17 protein-coding genes and 1 tRNA gene are annotated in these 18,648 nt (G+C 72.1%); 1 reads left to right on the forward strand and 17 read right to left on the reverse strand.

The features are described from left to right. Positions 1–55: 55 nt before the first annotated feature. From AB0J33_RS23625 to lxmK, 15 genes are all read right to left on the reverse strand, one after another. Positions 56–910, reverse strand: a complete 855-nt coding sequence (locus tag AB0J33_RS23625) for an ABC transporter permease (protein ID WP_363616186.1) — start codon at positions 908–910, stop codon at positions 56–58. Beyond that, positions 907–1,830, reverse strand: coding sequence for an ABC transporter ATP-binding protein (locus tag AB0J33_RS23630; protein WP_363616187.1), 924 nt, complete (start codon positions 1,828–1,830; stop codon positions 907–909). Before AB0J33_RS23630 ends, AB0J33_RS23625 begins: the two co-directional genes overlap by 4 nt. Continuing rightward, the gene (locus AB0J33_RS23635) at positions 1,827–2,978 is read right to left on the reverse strand and encodes a nucleotide disphospho-sugar-binding domain-containing protein (RefSeq protein WP_363616188.1); all 1,152 of its coding nucleotides are present in this window, start codon (positions 2,976–2,978) and stop codon (positions 1,827–1,829) included. The genes AB0J33_RS23630 and AB0J33_RS23635 overlap by 4 nt, the downstream gene beginning before the upstream one ends. Positions 2,979–3,031: 53 nt before the next feature. After that, positions 3,032–3,343, reverse strand: coding sequence for a transcriptional regulator (locus AB0J33_RS23640; protein WP_363616189.1), 312 nt, complete (start codon positions 3,341–3,343; stop codon positions 3,032–3,034). Beyond that, positions 3,340–3,816 carry a hypothetical protein gene (locus AB0J33_RS23645; RefSeq protein ID WP_363616190.1) on the reverse strand — a complete coding sequence of 159 codons (477 nt, stop codon included), beginning with the start codon at positions 3,814–3,816 and terminating at the stop codon, positions 3,340–3,342. The genes AB0J33_RS23640 and AB0J33_RS23645 overlap by 4 nt, the downstream gene beginning before the upstream one ends. Before the next feature lie 10 nt (positions 3,817–3,826). Beyond that, a complete protein-coding gene (locus AB0J33_RS23650) occupies positions 3,827–6,421 on the reverse strand; it encodes an insulinase family protein (protein ID WP_363616191.1) in 2,595 nt (864 codons plus the stop codon). A 9-nt stretch (positions 6,422–6,430) separates the two neighbouring features. Then, on the reverse strand, positions 6,431–7,327 hold the full coding sequence (locus tag AB0J33_RS23655; protein WP_363616192.1) for a hypothetical protein: 897 nt from the start codon (positions 7,325–7,327) through the stop codon (positions 6,431–6,433). Next, entirely contained in the window at positions 7,324–7,959 is a 636-nt protein-coding gene (locus AB0J33_RS23660) for a flavoprotein (protein WP_363616193.1), read from the reverse strand. The genes AB0J33_RS23655 and AB0J33_RS23660 overlap by 4 nt, the downstream gene beginning before the upstream one ends. Then, entirely contained in the window at positions 7,956–8,921 is a 966-nt protein-coding gene (locus AB0J33_RS23665; RefSeq protein WP_363616194.1) for an LLM class flavin-dependent oxidoreductase, read from the reverse strand. Before AB0J33_RS23665 ends, AB0J33_RS23660 begins: the two co-directional genes overlap by 4 nt. Next, on the reverse strand, positions 8,918–10,687 hold the full coding sequence (locus AB0J33_RS23670; RefSeq protein WP_363616195.1) for an ABC transporter ATP-binding protein: 1,770 nt from the start codon (positions 10,685–10,687) through the stop codon (positions 8,918–8,920). Before AB0J33_RS23670 ends, AB0J33_RS23665 begins: the two co-directional genes overlap by 4 nt. Positions 10,688–10,711: 24 nt before the next feature. After that, complete coding sequence (locus AB0J33_RS23675; protein ID WP_363616196.1) at positions 10,712–11,728, reverse strand: methyltransferase; 1,017 nt, start codon at positions 11,726–11,728, stop codon at positions 10,712–10,714. A gap of 85 nt (positions 11,729–11,813) precedes the next feature. Next, positions 11,814–12,002 carry an LxmA leader domain family RiPP gene (locus tag AB0J33_RS23680; RefSeq protein ID WP_363616197.1) on the reverse strand — a complete coding sequence of 63 codons (189 nt, stop codon included), beginning with the start codon at positions 12,000–12,002 and terminating at the stop codon, positions 11,814–11,816. A 71-nt stretch (positions 12,003–12,073) separates the two neighbouring features. Continuing rightward, positions 12,074–12,256 (reverse strand): hypothetical protein, encoded by a 183-nt coding sequence (locus tag AB0J33_RS23685; protein ID WP_030330389.1) that lies wholly within the window; start codon positions 12,254–12,256, stop codon positions 12,074–12,076. 102 nt (positions 12,257–12,358) lie between these two features. After that, positions 12,359–13,318 (reverse strand): T3SS effector HopA1 family protein, encoded by a 960-nt coding sequence (locus AB0J33_RS23690; protein ID WP_363616198.1) that lies wholly within the window; start codon positions 13,316–13,318, stop codon positions 12,359–12,361. Beyond that, positions 13,315–14,397, reverse strand: coding sequence for a class V lanthionine synthetase subunit LxmK (gene lxmK / locus AB0J33_RS23695; RefSeq protein WP_363616199.1), 1,083 nt, complete (start codon positions 14,395–14,397; stop codon positions 13,315–13,317). Before lxmK ends, AB0J33_RS23690 begins: the two co-directional genes overlap by 4 nt. 537 nt (positions 14,398–14,934) lie before the next feature. Between lxmK and AB0J33_RS23700 the strand changes: the two genes are divergently transcribed. Continuing rightward, on the forward strand, positions 14,935–16,095 hold the full coding sequence (locus AB0J33_RS23700; RefSeq protein ID WP_363616200.1) for a class I SAM-dependent methyltransferase: 1,161 nt from the start codon (positions 14,935–14,937) through the stop codon (positions 16,093–16,095). Positions 16,096–16,116: 21 nt separating this feature from the next. On the opposite strand, the gene AB0J33_RS23705 is transcribed toward AB0J33_RS23700, so the two are convergent. Further along, entirely contained in the window at positions 16,117–18,234 is a 2,118-nt protein-coding gene (locus AB0J33_RS23705; RefSeq protein WP_363616201.1) for an MMPL family transporter, read from the reverse strand. 340 nt (positions 18,235–18,574) lie between these two features. Further along, positions 18,575–18,647: transfer RNA gene (locus tag AB0J33_RS23710), tRNA-Asn, on the reverse strand. Position 18,648: the final 1 nt, after the last annotated feature.

Raw genomic sequence — 18,648 nt, forward strand, 5'->3', positions numbered from 1 at the left:
AGCACTCTCCTCGGGTGGGAACGGATGAACATCGAACAGCTACGGGTGGATCAGGTCAGGCGGCGCGGCGGCTGAGGGCACGGTCGCGGCGGGCGGCCATCGTGGAACCCGACTCGCGGCGGGCCATCAGGCGCAGCACCACCGGCGCGGCGAGCATGCCCAGCACCGCCCAGCCGCCGAGCGCGGCCACGGTCTCCCAGTGCCGCCACGACTCGCCGATCTCGGCGGCGAGGGCGCTCTCCGGCAGCAGCGCGGACCGGGCCGCCAACCCCAGCCAGTACAGGGGAAAGACCTGCGCGACGACCTGCAACCAGGTCGGGAAGCCGGCGATCGGGTGGAAGATGCCGGAGATGGTGGCGAGGGCGAAGACCGGCAGCATGACCAGCCCGATGCTGCGCGGGCTCTCGATCAGCGAGCCGAAGACCGCGCCGAGGGGCAGCATCGCCAGCAGGCCCAGCGGCAGCAGCCAGAGCAGGGTGAGCCACCGCCCGGCCTCGCCGAGGTGCAGACCGTCGACCAGCAGCGCACCGGTGCCGAGCACCGCGACCCAGGCGACCAGGACCATGCCGGCGACCAGCAGCACCTTGCCGATCAGGTACGACACCATGCCGTGCGGCAGCGCCTTGAGTCGCAGCAGCGTCCCGTCCTCGCGTTCGACGACGAGTTGCTGCGCCAGGTTGAGCAGGCCGTTGAACCCGATGCACATGCTGAGCAGGCTGGGCAGGACGAAGGCTGCCACCGACACGTCGGTGCCGGCGAGCATGTTGTCGCGCAGGAAGTAGATCGGTGCCAGCAGGCCGATCAGCCACACCAGGTTGCTGCCGAGATCCTGGCCGTTGCTGAGCACCTGGCGCAGCTCGGTGCCACCACGGCTCAATCCCTGCCGTACGGCGTTGCCCGTCACGTTCATCGCTTCGCCTCCTCGCCCGCCACCATGGACAGGTAGATCTCCTCCAGACCGGTTCGGTGCACCCGCAGATCCTCGACCTCTCCGCCACCCTGGATCAGCTGCCGGACGAAGGTCGAGGCATCGGCGGTACGGGCGCTGTGCGTCCGGCCGCCGCTGGTCCAGGTCACCTCGGCCTCCCCGCCGAACTGACGGGCCAGCTCGGCGACGGTCCCCCGGGCGGCGATCCGACCGCCGGTCAGGATGAGCACCTGGTCGGCGAGTTTCTCGGCCTCGTGCAGGTCGTGGGTCGTCAGCAGGATCGTCATCCGGGCGTCGGCCAGGGTCCGGAGCAACTCGTGGAACTCCTGCCGGGCCTGTGGGTCGAAGCCGACCGTGGGCTCGTCCAGGAAGAGGACCTCGGGCCGACCGACGATGCCGACCGCGATGTCGAGCCGGCGGCGTTGCCCACCGGAGAGCGCGGCGATCGGCTTGTCGGCCTGCTCGGTCAGCCCGACGGCGGCCAGTAGCTCGTCGACGTCCCACGGCCGGGTCACCCCGTCGGTGGCGTACGGCCGGTAGAAGGAGCCGAAGTGGCAGAGCAGCTCCCGGACCCGCCACTTGCCGTGGTCGCGCCAGGACTGCAGGACGATGCCGAGCCGGGCCCGCCACGCCTCGTCGCCACGGGCGGGGTCGACGCCGAGCACGCTGACCTCCCCGGCGGACCGGAGCCGGAAGCCCTCCAGGATCTCGATCGTGGTGCTCTTGCCCGCGCCGTTGGGCCCGAGCAGGGCGACGATCTGGCCACGGGTGATGGTGAAGTCGATGCCACGGAGGACCTGCTGGGCGCCGTAGCTCATCTGTAGCCCGCGCACCCGCACCACGGGCGGTGGCTCCGCCGGGGCGATCCGGACCGGGTCTGGTGCGGTGACCGTGGTCGTCATGCCGCGCGTCCTTTCTCCATCGGGGTCGCCCCGGCCCGGGGCAGGTGCAGTTCGATGTGGTCGGCGGCGGCGCGAGCACCACCGGCTGCGGCGATCTCGGCGCGCAGTTCGTCGAGCCGTACGCGGGCCTCGGGGCTGGTGGTGACCGCCCGTACCGCGTCGCGCACGGCCGCCGCGTCGAAGGCCCGGGGCGGGATGACCCGGCCGACGCCCAGGGCCTCGACCCGGGCGGCGGTCACGAACTGCTCGACCCCCTGCGGGACCACCACCAGCGGTACGCCCTGGGTGAGCCCTTCGAGGACACTCCCGGTGCCGCCGGCGGTCACGAAGACGCCGGCCTGTTCCAGCACGCGCACCTGCGGCACCCAGCGGTGGACCTCGACGCCGGCCGGCAGGTCGCCCAGCGTGGCCGGATCGACGGTGGCGCCGGTGGCGATCACCACGTGCCAGCCGTCGCCGGCCAACGCCGCCGCGCATTCGGCGAAGACGCCGGGCCGGGTGTTGTACGTGGTGCCGAGCGAGACCAGGGCCACCGGGCGGCCCGGCGGGGCGGTCCAGTCGCCGTCGGTGCGTCGTCGCCACGGCACGGGGCCGACGAAGAGGTACGCGTCGTCCACCTGCGCGGCGTTGACCTGCAACGATCGCGGCATCGCCACCACGCACGGCTTGACGTCGGGAGCGACCCGGACGGGGGCGCCGATCTGCTCCTCGCTGCCCCGGTAGAAGACGTGGGTCGGCGAGAACTGCACCTCCGGCACCCGCCAGTGCCTCGCGAGCAGCGGCGCGTGGGCGGTGACCGTGTCGTACACGATCAGGTCCGGGCGGTCGCCGACGTACGCCGCCGCGACCTGTGGCAGCGCGACGTCGCGCTCGCGGGCGAAGACCGCGGCGGCCTGCCGACCGTCGTCGTCGGTCGCGAGCCAACCGCGGCCCGGCGCGCCGGGCGACGGGAAGGTCGAGGTGTACGGCACCAGGGTGGCGCCCGCCTCCTCGACCAGCGCACCGAAGGCCGGTGCGGTGGCGAAGGTGACGCGGTGCCCCCGGCCGACGAGTTCCGCCACCACGCCGAGCATGGGGTTCACGTGGCCGTGCAGCGGCACGGACATGAAGGCGATGTGGGCTCCGGGCGGCGGGTGGGCTGGCGCCACGGTCGTTCCCCCTCTTCCAGGTTGGCCGCCGCCGGTGCCGCGCGATCAGGTCGCTACGGACGGGGGCGGTCGTCGGTCACCACGCTGTCGGCGACTCGGCGAAGCTCGGCCATGTGCGCGGTGAAGACAGTTCTACCGAGCGGGGTGAGCGCGACCCAAGCGTGGATTCGAGAATTGAATGACTCCTTGCGCAGGGTCACGTAACCGGCTTCCTGCAACACTTTGAGCTGCTTGCTGAGCACCGAGTCGCTCACCGCGAGGGCGTCGCGGATGGTCGCGAACGACAGCGACTCGACGCGGCTGAGCATGGCGCAGATCTGTAGTCGGTTGAGCGGGTGGATCACCTCGTCGAAGCCGGACCTCATGCCCGCCGGCCCAGATCACGCACGAGCGCCGCGTCGATGCGACGGCCGGCGACGATCGTGATGACGAGCATGACGACGCCGCACACCGCCATGCTGCCGCGCAGGTCGGCGCCCCATTCGAGGGCGAGACCGAGCACGATCAGCACGGGCAGCGCGGCGCCGGCACGGACGCTGATCCGGCGGGCGCCGGGGGTCGCGTGGTAGCGGTCCAGCGAGATGCCGGTGACGTGGTTGGCCGCGAGGTTGAACAGCAGCGGCCCGACCAGCAGACCGATGATCACGCCGTACGGGATCCACGCCCAGCCGATGGAGACCGCCGCGAACGCCCACAGCAGTGACAGGCCGATACCCAGGTGGTACCACCACGGGGCGACGGCCCGACCGGCGACGATCTCGCGGCCACCGGCGACCTGGGCCAGTGCCTGGCGGGCTTCCTGCGGGCCTATCCGGTTCATGGTTCCTCCAGTTTCCATGATGGAAAGTCTAGGCTCGACTTTCCATCACGGCAAGTCGATCCGTCGAGAAGTCGGCGGGCGGATCGCCCAGCACGACGGTGTGGCTCAGCGCGCCGAAGAGGTCGTGCGCGGCGGCGGACAGGTCCGTCGGTCGAGGCGTACGCAGCAGCTCCGGCCGTCGCACCACCCAGTCCAGTCCGCGCCCCGCCGCCGTGGTGTGCCGCAGCGCGTCCGCCAACCCCGCCGGCGAGTCGAAGGCCGACAGCAACTGCGCCGAGCAGTACCGGCGCACGACCGCCAGTTCGTCCTCGGACGGCGGCTCGGCGATCAGCGCGGCGATCTCCGCACGGACCCCCGCCACCGCCTCGCCGATCCGGTCCCGGGGCACGGCCAGTCGTACCGATGCCCGCCGGTACCCGGCCAGCACGTCGCGGCGCGCCAGCATGACATCGGCGTGGCCCAGGCGACGACACCGCTCGGCCAGCCTGGCGGTGGTGTGCCCGCCCAGCAGCGCGGTGGTCAGATACCGGGCGGGCTCGGTCGACCCGACCTCGGGCTCACGGCCGGAGAGCGTGAGATGGACGGTGTCACCGGCCGCCTCCCGCAGGAGCAGCACCTGCGGCCCCGGATCGTCCGAGGTGACCGGCTGGGCACCGGGCCCGGCAGACCAGCCGGTCAGCGCGTCAGCGGCCGTGGCGAGAAGCACCTCGGCGTCGGCGGCGCCGACCAGGACCAGCGTGGCGTGCTGCGGACGGAGCACCCGCAGACGCAGCTCGGTCGGATCGGCCGGTGGGCGCCCGGTCCGACCGGCCCAGTGTCGGCGCAGCGCCTCGTCCATCCGCTGCTGGGGCGCGATCGGCGTCGGCCGGGCCGGCGGCAGGGGTCGCCACTCGGGCAGCGGACCGGGGGCCAGCACGTCGGCCACCACGCCGAGCAGCGCCGGCAACACCGCGACCGGCGCCCAGGCGCTCAGGTCCGCCCACTGGCCGTCCTGCGCCAGCTGCAACTCACCGCCGATGCCGGCGACACGCCGGGCCGCGTCGGTGTGCGCGCCGAGAACCCGCAGCAGCTCGGCGACCCGCGACGGATCACGCCAGCCGTCCGGACCGAGCGGCAGCCGCAGCCGCAGCTCCACCAGCTCGGCCCGGCGATCGGGAACCGCGACGACCCGCAGGCCGTTGGCGAGGTTGATCTCCCGCGCCCCGGTCAGCGCCGGTGCGACGGGCTCGCCCAGCGCGGGCATCGGCCGTGGTCCGACCGCACTGGAGCCCAGCTCCGCGGCGGTGCGCCGGGCTCGGCCCGGACGCCGGTCGGAAGTCCCGTCCGCGGCGGGGTCCGGCCTCCGGGTGGTGTGGTCCTCCCCGTGCGGGCCGGCGACGAGCACCGCGCTCGGCGCGGCGGCCAGCGCCGCGGCGGCCCTGGACACCCGCTCGGCCGGAGTGTCCGTGATCAGGCCGGGCAGGTCGTCGACCAGCTCCGCCCGGCCGAACAGCAACTCGAAGCGGCCCAGGGTCCGGCAGCGCTCCTCCAGCCGGGCATGCCGCCGGCGGTGCTGCCCGGCCAGCTCGGCGACCGCCCGTCGAACTCCGGGGCGGGCCCGCGCCGGATCGCCGAGGCGGGCCCACTCGGCCGCCAGATCGCCGACGAAGCCGTCCGGGGTCACGTCGTCCGGCAGCACGGCGGTCACCACGAACACGTCCGGTGCCAGCGCGTCCAGCGGCCCGAAGAAACCGCAGCCGGCGCTGGCCCGTACGCCGGAACGCGGATGCCGCCACCGGTTGGTCATCCACCCCAGCACCATGCACGCCACGTAGTCCGGCAGCTCCCGCAGCGGGTCGGGCAGTCGGTAGCCGAGTGCCAGGGCGGTCCGCTCCGCGTCGGCGACCCGCTGACGGACCTCACGGTCGTGGTGCGGCGCCGGCTCGGCGATCCACGGCGGCGGGTCCGCCGGCCGGGCGGGCACGCTCGCGAAGTGCCGCTCCACCAGCGGCCAGACCGCCGCCGGTTGGTGCGGGGTCACGATCGTGAGAACCGCGTTCGCCGGTACGTAGTGCGCGTCGAAGAAGGCGGCGCAGTCGTCCACGGTCAACGTCCGCAGCCTGCCGATGTCGCCGTACCCGTCGTGGGCGTTGGCGAACGACCGGAACATCACCTCGGGCAGGCCCGGCCACGGCAGTTTTCCGTACAGCCGGCTGTCCCGCATGCTCTCGATCTCGCGGCCCACCTCGACGAGCTGGCTCGCCAACTCGGCGTCGGTGAACTGCGGCGCGCGCATCCGGTCCGCCTCCCGGAAAAGCGCCTGTTCCAGCGCCGCGGCCGGCACCACCTGGAAGTAGTCGGTGTAGTCGGCGTGCGTGGTGCCGTTGGCCGTGCCGCCGAGCGGATGCAGGTCGTCGTAGAACCGCCCGCCCGGCAGGCTCTCGCTGCCCCGGAACAACAGGTGCTCGACGAGGTGGGCGATCCCCTCGCTACCGGGCGACTCGGCCCGGAAGCCGGTGCCGTAGTGGACGCTCACCGCCGAGCGGGGAGTCGGCCAGCCGGGCAGGAGCACCACGCGCAGGCCGTTCGGCAGCGTGCGCCGGTGCAACGGATGAGCGGGTCGTGGCCCAGCCGGGACAGTCATGGGTTTTCCTCAGGGGGACAGCAGGTGCCGGGCGAATCCGGTGTATTTGTCGAAGACCTTCGGCTCCCAGCCGACATAGCTGGTGTAGTCGTGCACGTGCAGCAGCACCCGGAACGCGACCGTCTCGCGCCACCGGTCGTCGAGTTCGCGGCCGTAACCGTCGAGCAACGCGTTGGTCAGCCGTTGCCACGCCGGCCGGTCGCCGCCGAGGTACCACTGCAACTCGACCAGCTCGCCGAGGACCCAGCCGAGGTCGTAGAACCAGGGGGCGCCGCACACGTCCTCGCCGATGAGCGCGTCGGCGCACGCCTGCTCCCCCTCCGCCGGGATGAGCGAGCCCAGACCGGGTGCTCCGTGGCACAGGACGCGCTCGTCGGCGGCGGCGATCCGGGCGGTGTGCTCCCGCACCCGGGCCAGGGCCGCGGCACCGAGCCGGGAGCGCAGCAGGGATTCGGCGTACGCGCTGCGCGGGTGCGGTGAGCGCCCGTCGAGCCAGCGGGTGAAGCGGACCAGCCCGCGCGGCGCTCCCCCCGCCGCGACGTCCGGCGGCAACGGTTGCTCGTGCAGCTCGCGCAGCGCCTGGCCGAGCCCGTGCAACAGGGGCGCCAGCGTCGGCTCGGGACCGTTGCCCAACAGCGCGGCGGCCACCGAGGTCGCGCCCCGGACGTGATAGGTCCGACCGTCGTCGTCCGGCTCGCCCACGACCCAGCGCACCGCCGTCGCGGCCGGTCGTGCGGCGCCGAGCCGACGCGGTCCGGTGCCGGCCGGCGCGAACGGCGCGGGCGCCAGCGGCCCGGGGGCGCGCCGCCACCGGTACCCGCCACCGGGCTCGGGGCGTACCGCGGTGACCAGCAGGCCGGTGCCGAAGTCCCGGCCGGTCGGCGCGGTCAGGGTGGCCGCGGTCATCCGGGCGCTCCCCCGGTCAGGACCGGCACGTCCACCTCGGCCAGCTCGCGGCGGCGGGCCTCCAGCCTGCGCAACGCCTCCGGCAGAGGCGGACTCACCCAGCCGTCGTCGCGGCCGGTGGTGAGGCTGCGCGCGGGCAGCGGAGGGATCAGGGCGAGGTTGCGCCGCTCGGCCAGGGTCGCCCAGTGCCGCTGGAACGCCGGGCTGTCCAGGCCACCCGGTGGCAGCGCGGGCGACAGGCCGACCGGCGCGGAGGTGCACTGCATCGCCAGCAGCGCGGGGCTGTCGGCGAGCCCGAGGGCGAGCCGGGCGACGAAGTGGAACGTCGCCGGGTAGACCAACATGGCGTCCGCCCACTCGACGTGCTCGACGTGCCGGGCCCGCTCGCAGTCCTCCCAGGTGTCGACGAGCACCTCGTGGTCGATCCGCAGGCTCAACGCCTGCCGGGTCACGAAACGCAGGGCGCTGGGAGTGGCGACCACGGCCACGTCCAGCCGCGGGTAGGTCTCCCGGAGCCAGTTCAGCCAGGTCGGCACGTTGCTGGCCGCGGCCGAGCCGGTGACCACCAGCAGCAGCCGCCTCAGCTCCAGCTCCGGCGTCTCCAGGAACTCCAGCGGTGGCCCGGCGCTCATCGCGCCACGTTCCCGAGGATGGTCTCCAACTCCCGCAGGGTGGTCTTGGCCCCGTACGTCACGCAGACCCCGGCCAGGTTGAACGCCACCTCGTCGGCGCCGGCGGCACTGAACTCCTTGATGCCCTGCGTCAGCTCCTCCTGGTCGCCGTAGAGGAAGGCGCCACCTTCGACGAGGGCCTTGCCGCTGGCCCGCGGGTCGTCGGCCATGTCCACGTCGATGCCCGAACGGCTCAACATGTCGATGTAGTGCGGCAGCCGCATGTGCCCGGAGTTGCTGTTCAGGGCGAGGTCGACCGGGTCGCGGCCGGACTCACGCAACGCCATCGGCACGATCGCGACCAGGCGCGGCATCGGCCGCCCGGCCCGCTCCGCACCCCGGCGCAGCGCCGGAACCACCGTGTCCCGCAGGTACGAGGCCGGCGTCAACCAGGTGATCGCCACGTCCGCGACCTCACCCGCCAGCTCCGCCATCCGGGGCCGCAGCACGCCCAACCCGATCTCGATGGGCGGGCGGGGGAAACTGCCCAGCTCCATGCCGCAGGAGAAGAACTCGCCCCTGTGGTTGACCTTGCCGGTCTCCAGCAGAGACCGGACGATCGTCGCGTACTCGCGGACCGCGCCGAGCTGGCTGCGGTACGGGGCACCGAGCGTGCCGCGCTGCAACGACGCGCCACCGGGGCCGAAGCCGGCCACCACGCGGTGCCCGGTGGCCACGGCCAGCGTCTGGGCGCGCAGCGCGGCGTCGTACGGGTGCAGGAACGGCATGAGGTTGACCGAGGTGCCCATCGGGACCCGGAAACCGCTGGCCGCGGCGTACGAGAAGCTGACGTGGGTGTCGCCGACGTTGCCCTGCCCCTGCCAGAGGCAGGATGCCTCGCTCCACTGGGTGAGCGCGGCGAACGGCAGCAGTTGCTCGGGGCGGCGCGGCGCGAACGGCATCATGATCGAGTAGTGCGTCATGCCAGGGCTCCTGTTCCGACCAGCATCTGGCCACGGACCAGATCGGTGTAGTTCGAGCAGTTGCGCAGAAGCTCGTCGTGCGGTCCCTGACCGACGACCTCGCCGGCCTGGAGGATGACCACGTGGTCGGCGTGCTGGATCGTGGAGATCCGGTGCGCCACCACCAGCACGGCCCGGGTGGCGGCCAGGTCGTCGACCAGGTCGCGGAGCTTCTGCTCGTTGATGCTGTCCAGGTGCGACGACGGTTCGTCGAGGAGCACCAGTGGGGCGTCGGTCAGCATGGCCCGGGCGATGGCGAGCCGCTGGCGCTGACCGCCGGAGAGATCCACGTCGCCGGCCAGGACGGTGTCCAGGCCCTGCGGCTTGCGGCGGATCTCGTCGGCCAGGCCGACCCGGTGCAGCACCGCGAACAGCTCCCCGTCGGAGAACGCCGCGTCGCCACGACCCAGGGTGAGGTTGCGGCGCACGGTGTCCTGCACCGTGCTCGCCGCCTGGTCCACGTAGGCCACCTGGCCGCGCAGGTCGGCGAGCGGCCAGTCCCGGGTGTCCCGGCCCTGCACCCGGATGCTGCCCGAGGTGACGTCGGCGAAGCGTTGGATCAGCTCCACCGCGGTGGTCTTCCCCGCTCCGGAGAGACCGACGATGGCGGTCAGTCCCCGGGCCGGCACCTCGAACGAGACGTCCCGCAGGACCGGCGTGCTGCCGTAGCTGAAGTCGACGTGGTCGAACTGCACCGCCGGCACCGGACCGACCGGGGCGGTGACCGGCTGCGCGGTCTCGCCGCCCGACTCCTGGGGCTTCTCGAAGAGGCCGGTGAACCGTTCCCGGGCGACCGTGCCCATCTTCAGCGCCGTGACGCCCGCCGCGATCATCATGAACGGGCCGGTGAGCTGGAGCAGGTAGAGCAGGAACGCCACGAAGTCGGCAAGCGACAGGCTGCCGGCGACCAACCGCGCGCCGCCGCCGGTGATCACCGCGACCAGAGCGATCTGCTGGCCCAGGTTGACCACCGGGGTCATCAGGGCCTCCATCCGGGCGGCGTCGATCTCGCGGCGGGCGACGGTCTCGGCGTGGGTGGCCAGGTCCGCGCTCACCGATTCCTCGGCCCGGTACGCCTTGATCACCTTGACCGCATCGACGGCCGCGACGAACCGCTGGGCCAGGAAACCGGTGGACTCCTGCACCGCGACGTAACTCCGCCGCAGCCGCTTCACCACCAGGGTGATCAGGCCGCCGGCGACCGCGAACGCGCCCACCGTCACGGCCAGCAGAAGCCAGTCGAGGAAGCCCATGATCACCAACGTGCCGATGGCGGTGAGCCCGGCGATCGGGAGCTGGATCGGGCCGACGTCGATCAGCTTCTTGACCCGCGAGGTGTCCGCGGTGATCCGGGTGACCAGGTTGCCGCTGCCCTCGCGCCGTACGTCGGCGAGCGGCAGGCGCAGCGCGTGGCCCATGGTGCGAACCCGCAGCCGGCAGATCATCCGCTGGCCCAGCCGGGAGAGCAGGAAGGTGGCCAGCGTGTTGGCCAACGCGGCGCCGAGCCCGAAGACGACCAGCCAGACCGTCCAGCGGTCGACCGCACCATCGCCCAGCGTGGCGATGAGCCGACCGACCGCCCAGGGCAGCGCCAGGGTGCCGGCGGTGGACGCCAGGGCGAGCAGGCCGATCAGCAGCATCGTGCCCGGGTGCCCGGTGGCCAGGTCGCGCAGGATGCGCAGCGGCCGGTCCGCTTGTTGCCGCGCCTCCGGCGGATGGTGTCGCATGGGATTCTCCGTTCGGCAGCTGTGCTAGTGAGCGGTGAACTCGATCAGGGTCCGGACCGCCGTCGCGGGGCCGCGCCAGGAGACCCGCAGGCCCGCCTCGGCGCCGAGCCGCTCGATGGCCTCGGCCGTCCGCGTCGGCGCCGGCATCATCGACCGCAGCTGAAGCTCCGAGCCGGGGCCGGAGACCGGCATGGCGATGTCGGCGACCAGCACCCTGCCGGTGTCCCCGGCCGCCTCCCGGCAGCGCTTCAGGATGAGGACCGCCTCGTCGTCGGACCAGTCCGCGAGGATCGCGGAGAGCAGGTACACGTCCTTGCCGGGCGGCAGCGGGTCGAAGAAGCTGCCCTGCACCGCCGTCACCCGGTCCGCGACGTCGCTGCGCGCGAAGCGTCGACCGGCCTCCGCCGACACGTTGTGCAGGTCGAGCAGGGTGCCGTGCAGGTGCGGGTGGGCCCGGGCCAGGGCCATGGTCAGGCTGCCCAGGTGACCCCCGACGTCGACGAAGTTGTCGACGGCGCTCCAGTCGTACTCGGAAACGATCTTCCCGGCGTCCCAGCGGAGCACCTTCTTGTCGAGCTGGTCGGCGGCCTCGCCCTGCTCGCGCCACTCGGCGACGAAGGCCGGGTCGGAGTTCACCGCGTCCCAGTAGTCCCGGCCGAACTCGGCGGCGTAGCCCGGCCGGCCGGTGCGTACCGTGTGGTCGAGGCGCAGCAGGCTCAGCGTGATGCTGCCGATCATGCCGTCGTTGCGGAGCACCTGGCGCACGCTCTGCGGATGGTCGGAGCGCAGCGGGTCGCCGAGCGGCGTCAGGGCGTACTCCCCGTCGGGGCCGCCCTCCAGGATCTTGATTTCGACCAGGTAGCGCAGCAGCGTCCCGGTCACGTCGGGGGCGCTGCCGGCGCGGTGGGCGATCTCGGCAGCGGTGGTGGCGCCGGCCGCGATGTGATCCGCGATGCCGAGCGTGGCGGCCGCGCGGACGGCGGCCGGGACCAGAAGGTCGGTCATGGTCAACAGTTGCTGGAAGGGCGGGATCTCGGTCATCGCGGTGCACCTCGCTAGGGGTCGGTCAGGTCCGAGCGGCGGGCCGGCGGGATTCCGGCCCGCCGCTCCGGACCTGGTACTCGTTTCAGCAGCCGTCGTCGATGGTCTTCGAGACCACCTGGCCGCTCATCCAGCTGACGCCGGCGCTGACGATGGCGCAGCCGGGGGTCGTGGCGGGAGCGTCCGAGACAGCCGAGAGGTCGATCTCCTCGGCGGTGCTGTAGGTCTCGTAGCCCGCCAGCAGCTCCTCGATGTTGTTCGCCTTCTCCTGCACTTACCTCTCCTCTGTGTGCGTGCTGTTACCTGACGTCCGCGGGGTCGCGGACGGGATCGGGGAAGAGCTGGTCAGCAGGTCGCCTCGTAGGTGGCGGCGGTGAGGAAGCTGACCGCGGCGCTCGCGCAGTACCAGGTGGTCGCCGGGGCGTCCGCGACGGCGGAGACACCCAGGTCGTCGTCCGCCTCGAGGTAGGTCTCGTAGCTGGACACGAGCTCCATGATGTTGTCGCTCTTGGTGATGTCCGTGTTCACTTCTCTCTCCTTCGGGGAAGCACTGAGCTCCAAACTGGGAACGCCCCTGTTGACCCTCCCAGCAAGCGAGCTCAGGTCTTGGCGATGCGTTTTCGGTCGGTTTCAGACGGTGGTGTTGCGGGCCGGGTTGGTCGGGTCGATGCCGGCCTCCCGGAAGCGCGAGACGATCAGCGAGTCGACCCGCTGGAGGTCGTCGGCGGCCTCCACCAGCGCGGCGGCCAGGACGGTGGCGCGGTGCTGGCCGAAGCTCAACCCCTGCCGGCCGGATTTGCCGTCGACCGGCTCCCAGGCCGTGCCGACGCCGGGGGCGATCCGCTCGACGAACACCGACGTCTCGGGGCCGGTGCCGCGCAGGCCCTGAGCCAGCTCGGCCAGGTCGCCGGCGACGTGCTTCCAGTCGCTGCCCAGGTAGACCACGATCGCGTCGCGTCGCGGGTAGAGCTCCCGGGCCGAAAGCACCTTCGCCCGGTACGGCACCTCGCGTTCTTCGAGGAGGGTGAGCACCTCGCGCCAGGCCCCGACCGCGTGATCCACGTCGAGGACGTTGAGGTAGACCCGCAGGACACCCCGGGAGGTGTCCCGTTGCCGGGAACCGTCGACCAGGAAAAAGCCCGGTGACAACGCGGCCCGCCACGGCGGTACGGCCAACCGCACCGGCTCGCCCGGGGCGTACCCGGTCGTGGTGATGGCTTCGATCGGCGCCCAGATCCGCAGGCCCTCACGTTCGACGAGGATCCGTCCGCGTCCGGCGGCGTCGCGCTGGACGGTGGACCGGACGACCGCCCCGACCTGGATCTGCCGGTGCGGCACGGCCGCGGTGAAGCGTTCCTCGAGTGCGTCCTCCCGCAGCCGGGTCGGCACCTTGCCGTCCGGCTGGCCGGAGTGCAGCACGTTGTAGATCGATTCGGCGAGCAGCCGGCGCAACTCGCGGGGGTAGTCGGCGACGACCTCGCGACCACCGATCACGGCCGTGGTCCGGTCCGGAGAGACGCGGATCTGCCGGACCGCGTCCCGGATCGCGGGGGCCAGTTCCCCGGCCAGGGGTTGGGCTTGCAACGTCATCGGGCACCTCCGAAGCCGAGGGTGGTGGCGAACTTCTCGGGGTTGACCAGCGCGGCGCGGCCGACGCCGGCGGCGGCACGCTGGATGGCGGACAGCCGCGACGAGGACAGGGCGCCGGCGACCAGCCGGTCCAGCAGGTGCCAGCCGGCGAAGGCGGTCGCGCGGACCGCCAGGCCCGGGTCGATGTCCGGCCGGACGTCGGTGTACGCCCGCCAGAACTCGTGCACCAGGGGCAGCAGTCGGCGCATCTTTTCGACACCACGTTGCAGGACCAGCTCGTGGGTGAACTCGGTGTCGACGAACGCCTCGTCGCCCCGGTTGGTGACCAGGTCGAGCACCGACCGGTAGACCCACTCGCCGGCGAACGCGCCGACGTCACGGGCCGGGTCGGCCAGCCGGAACTCCTCCCAGTCGGTGAGGAACAACCCATCCTCGGCGACCAGGAACTGATCCACCCGCAGGTCGCAGTGCGAGGGAACGCGGGGTGCGTCCCGCTCGGCGTCGCGCAGGCGCTGCACCGCGGCGATCAGCTCGGGGTCGTTCTGCAACAGCCGCCAGGCCTCGATCTCGCCGGCACTCGACTTGAGGAACACCGAGAGCGGCAGGCCCTGTAGGAACGAGACCGGCGGAAACCCGGGCGGTGACTCGTCGAGTTCCAGGCCCTCCGGTGGCGGGGTCGCGTGCAGGTGGCCGATCGCCCGGCCGACCTGCCGCGCGTGCGCCAGGCTGAAGGTCTCGTCGACCATCAGCGCGGCGCCGTTCACCGCGTCGTTGATCCGTTCGAAGACGACGATCCGGTGGTCGGGATGACTGCCGATAAATTGCGGCCAGTGCACATTCTCGAAATTGGCCTTCGCGGCGTAAGCCTCGAAATCGAGCAGCCTGCGCATCCTGTTCTTGGTGTCCTCAACCTGCCCGGTGAGGCGCTTGACGAAAACGTCCCGACCGCTTTCGGTGACTCCCGACCAGGCGTCGTTACGGCCGATCGGAGCAGAGACGGTGTCCCGCACGAAGGGGCCGACACCCAGGCCCACCAGCACTTCGTCAACCTCGGGGACCGAGTCCAAGTCGATCGGCATCACATGTTTCGTGACCACCGTCGCCACCTCCAACAATTCTCGGACGGGCACGCCAAGGCGCAGCCAACGTTCAGTTGAATATTCCGGCGAGGCGCCGGACTCGGTCATCCGCCTGCCTTCCGACTGTCTTTCTGTCGCACCGACGAGCGGTGTGGTTGAAGATAATCACGACCGGGTAGGACCCGGCAAGGCATCGATGTTCGGCCGTATTAAATTCGTTTCTACGGGCCGCGGCATTTTGTCCGATGTACCGGTTGGCCACAACGACCAGGGCGGACGGTCGGCTGGCGAAACCCCAGCTCAGAGCGGATCGGCAAGGGTTCGGGACCGGACGTTCCCGGGTTCCAACTTTCGCAACTGGACAATCCGTCGGCACCGCAGCGACGAGGCAGCCGGACCGGCCTACCCGGATGGCCAAAATGGCTGGTCAGGGTGCGTCTACCGGTCGGCGCGACCGCCCGGCGCCAGCGGCGGCCCGATCTCGGGAGGTCTCCCACGTACCCCCGGAGCGGGGCGGTAGACATTTACGATCTTCGCATGCAGACGACTGTGGATCGTGCGGGACTCGGCAGACTCATCTCCGCGGCCGGGGGTACCGCCGACGGCATCACGGCAGTGATCGACGACCTCGGGGCGCAGGCCGTCGCCGCCACGGTGGTCGGCGAGTTGCTGCACCGGGCGGACGTACCGGCGGGCCCCGACGTCGCCGTCCAGGTGGGGCTGCGGCACGGCGACGCGACGATCCGGTACGGGCTCCAGGTCGGGTCGGCGGGGGTGGCGCACCTCCCCGCCCGGGAGGGTGAGCCGGTCGGGGTGCCCGACGTGTCACTGACCCAGGACCTCACCGAGGTGATCCGCAGCCTGTTCGGGCCCCGCGGTGCGCAGTCCAGCGCGAGCCGGGTGGTCCGCTGGGGGCACCTGGAGGATCCCTCGGCGTTCGACCGCCCCCTGCCCGCCTACGACGTGGTCCGTCGACTCGTGGACGCGCTGGACCGGCCGTACGACGTTGGTCTGGCCGAGCTCTGCGTCCGCTACGGCTCCGACAAGTGGGGCCACCACACCTACCCCCGCCGGTACGAGCAGCACTTCGGCCCGCTGCGCGACCAGCCACTGACCATCCTGGAGATCGGGGTGGGCGGGTTCGGCGACCAGCGCCGGGGCGGGGCGTCGCTGGAGGTGTGGCGGCGCTACTTTCCCCGGGCGCTCGTCTACGGGCTCGACATCGTCGACAAGTCGCACCTCACCGGCCAGCGGGTCACCGTGTTGCAGGGCGACCAGTCGTCCCCCGTCGACCTGGCCCGGGTCGTGGAGGTGATGGGCAGGCCGGACATCGTCATCGACGACGGCAGCCACGTCAGCGCCCACCTGCTCGCCTCGTTCGCGTCCCTCTTCCCCGTCCTGCGCGACGGCGGCCTGTACGTCATGGAGGACCTCCAGACGTCGTACTGGCCGACCTTCGGCGGTCGGGCCGGGACCTACGACGACCCGGCGACGAGCCTCGGGTTCCTCAAGACGCTCGTCGACGGCCTGCACCACGAGGAGATCATCGGGCGGGCGCCCGCCTTCACCGACCCGGACATCGGGGGCGTGCACTTCTACCACAACCTGGCGTTCGTCGAGAAGGAGCGCAATCTGGACGGCGGAGCGCCGTCCTGGATTCCGCGGGGGGTGCGGCAGCGCGCCGCCGTACCGGACTGACCGCGGCGCGCGCGGACGGTCTCAGCCACGCTCGCGCGCCTCCCGCTCACCGTTCGCCCGGGACAACCGGCCCGGCCACCAGATCTTCGGCCCGATGTCGTACGCGAGCGCCGGCACCAGCAGCGACCGGACGATGATGGTGTCGATCAGTACCCCGATCGCGACCGCCGTGCCCAACTCGACGAGCACCACAAGCGGCAGCACGGCGAGCGCGGAGAAGGTCGCGGCGAGCACGATGCCGGCGGAGGTGATCACGCCGCCGGTGACGGCGAGGCCGGCGAGCACTCCGGCTCGGGTGCCGCGCTTGACCGACTCCTCGCGGACCCGGCTGGTCAGGAAGATGTTGTAGTCGATGCCCAGCGCGACCAGGAAGACGAACGCGAACAGCGGGAACGACGAGTCCACTCCGGGAAAGTCGAAGACGTGCCGGAACAGCAGCGCGCAGAGGCCGAGGGTCGCCGCGAAGCTGAGCAGCACGGTGGCGATCAGCAGCACCGGGGCGAGCAGCGCGCGCAGCAGCAGGGCCAGGATGACCGCGATGACCAGCAGCACCACCGGGATGATGACGTTCTGGTCGCGTTTCGCGGCGTCCGAGGTGTCCACGTTGATCGCGGTGAAGCCGCCGACCACCGCGTCCGCGTCGGGCACCCGGTGTACGGCCACCCGCAGCTCACGGATGGTCCGCTCGGCCCCGTCGCTGTCGGGTGGGTCGGCCAGGGTGGCCTCCAGCTGCACCCGGCCGTCGACGACCTTCGGGGCGGCGTTCTCCTCGGGCGGGCCGGTCTGCGGTCCGGCGGTGAGGGGGCGGACGTCGGCGACGCCGGGCACGTCCTTCGCCACCTGGGCGACCTGCCGGGCGGTCTGCTCGGTGGTGAAGATGGTGGCCGGGCTGCCGGTGCCGGCCGGGTAGTGCCGGGAGATCACCTCCTGACCGTCGACCGAGTCGGTGCGCTTGGTGAACAGGTCGGACTGGCCGAGGGTCGTGGCGCCGAGCTGGGTGAGACCGAGCGTCAGCAGGGCCAGCACGACGGCGGTACTCAGCCAGATCGGGCGGGCGTGCCGGGCTACGAAGCCGGCCACGCGGCTCCAGATGCCGTGTTCGGCCCGTGGGTCGGCCTGGTCGGCGCGGGGCCGTCGGGGCCAGAACGCCCACCGGCCGCCGAGCACCAGCAGCGCGGGCAGGAAGGTGAGCATCACCAGCAGGGTGGCGGCGATGCCGATGGCGGCGACCGGGCCGAGCGCCCGGTTGGAGTTGAGGCTGGACAGCAGCAGGCAGAGCAGGCTGACGATGACCGTGCCGCCGGAGGCGATGATGGCCGGCGCCGCGCCCTTCCAGGCGGTCTTCATGGCGCCCCAGGGGCGCTCGTGCCGGTGCAGCTCCTCCCGGTAGCGGGCGATCAGCAGCAGCGCGTAGTCGGTGCCGGCGCCGAAGACCAGCACGGTGAGGATGCCCTGGGCCTGCCCGTTGAGCTTGACCACGTCCGCGTCGGCGAGCAGGTAGACGAAGACCGAGGCGAGGGCGTACGACATCCCGGCGGCGAGCAGCGGAAAGACCCAGAGGACCGGGCTGCGGTAGACGATCAGCAGGATGATCAGCACGACGACCAGGGTGACCAGCAGCAGCGGTCCGTCGATGGCGGCGAAGACCTCGATCAGGTCGGCGAGCAGGCCGGCCGGGCCGGAGACGTCCACGGTGAGGCCGTCCCGGTCACCGCCGGTGATGTCGCGGAGTTTCTCGACGACCGCGCCGATCTCCTCGCCCTCGGCGTCGTCCACCGGTACGACCACCTGGAGCGCCTGGCCGTCCTCGCTCGGGATGGGCGGCGGCAGTGGGGTGACCACGCCGGGGATCTGGGCGAAACGGGCGGCGTCGGCGGCCACCCGTTGCCGGTCCGCGTCGGTGATCCCGGCGGGTCGCTCGTAGACGACCAGCGCCGGGATGGTCTGCCGGTCGACGAACTCACCGGCGAGGTCCTGGGCACGGGTGGCCTCGGCGTCGGTGGGCAGGAAGGCCGCGTTGTCGTTGGTGGCGACCTCGCTGAGTCGACCCGCGTACGGGCCGGCCACGCCGCCGATCACCAACCAGGCAAGCACGACCGCCACCGCGATCAGGGTGGCCTTGCCGCCTCGTCCGGACATCCGCACTCACCCCCAGGACCGACGCATCGATCGACGCAGCCAGAGCCTCGGTCGACATCGACCATCCTGCCGGGAGAGCAGGTCGCAACGGACCAAAACCGGCATCCCCACCCCACCGGCGTCGATCATGGAGTTGTGGTGGTGCACAAAAGGTGCGAGCCCTCCGCAACCCGGCACCACAACTCCATGATCGGCGGGCGGGGTGGGGTGGGGCGGGCGGGGTGGGGCGGGCAGGGGCGCGGGCGGAGCGGGGCGCGGGGGCGGGGGCGGGGACGCGGGGCCGGGGACGCGGAAACGCCCGTCGGCCGGGAGGGCTGACGGGCGTGGGTGGGTGGAGAAGCTCCCCCGATTGGACTCGAACCAATAACCTGCCGGTTAACAGCCGGCTGCTCTGCCAATTGAGCTACAGGGGAT

The sequence above is a fragment of the Micromonospora sp. NPDC049645 genome (assembly GCF_040675155.1).
In the GTDB taxonomy this organism is placed as follows: Bacteria; Actinomycetota; Actinomycetes; order Mycobacteriales; family Micromonosporaceae; genus Micromonospora.

Coding starts and splice junctions, on each gene's coding strand:
- AB0J33_RS23625 (WP_363616186.1), bottom strand. CDS start 910: ATGAACGTGACGGGCAACGCCGTACGGCAGGGATTGAGCCGTGGTGGC.
- AB0J33_RS23630 (WP_363616187.1), bottom strand. CDS start 1,830: ATGACGACCACGGTCACCGCACCAGACCCGGTCCGGATCGCCCCGGCG.
- AB0J33_RS23640 (WP_363616189.1), bottom strand. CDS start 3,343: ATGAGGTCCGGCTTCGACGAGGTGATCCACCCGCTCAACCGACTACAG.
- AB0J33_RS23645 (WP_363616190.1), bottom strand. CDS start 3,816: ATGGAAACTGGAGGAACCATGAACCGGATAGGCCCGCAGGAAGCCCGC.
- AB0J33_RS23650 (WP_363616191.1), bottom strand. CDS start 6,421: ATGACTGTCCCGGCTGGGCCACGACCCGCTCATCCGTTGCACCGGCGC.
- AB0J33_RS23655 (WP_363616192.1), bottom strand. CDS start 7,327: ATGACCGCGGCCACCCTGACCGCGCCGACCGGCCGGGACTTCGGCACC.
- AB0J33_RS23660 (WP_363616193.1), bottom strand. CDS start 7,959: ATGAGCGCCGGGCCACCGCTGGAGTTCCTGGAGACGCCGGAGCTGGAG.
- AB0J33_RS23665 (WP_363616194.1), bottom strand. CDS start 8,921: ATGACGCACTACTCGATCATGATGCCGTTCGCGCCGCGCCGCCCCGAG.
- AB0J33_RS23670 (WP_363616195.1), bottom strand. CDS start 10,687: ATGCGACACCATCCGCCGGAGGCGCGGCAACAAGCGGACCGGCCGCTG.
- AB0J33_RS23675 (WP_363616196.1), bottom strand. CDS start 11,728: ATGACCGAGATCCCGCCCTTCCAGCAACTGTTGACCATGACCGACCTT.
- AB0J33_RS23690 (WP_363616198.1), bottom strand. CDS start 13,318: ATGACGTTGCAAGCCCAACCCCTGGCCGGGGAACTGGCCCCCGCGATC.
- lxmK (WP_363616199.1), bottom strand. CDS start 14,397: ATGCCGATCGACTTGGACTCGGTCCCCGAGGTTGACGAAGTGCTGGTG.
- AB0J33_RS23700 (WP_363616200.1), top strand. CDS start 14,935: ATGCAGACGACTGTGGATCGTGCGGGACTCGGCAGACTCATCTCCGCG.
- AB0J33_RS23705 (WP_363616201.1), bottom strand. CDS start 18,234: ATGTCCGGACGAGGCGGCAAGGCCACCCTGATCGCGGTGGCGGTCGTG.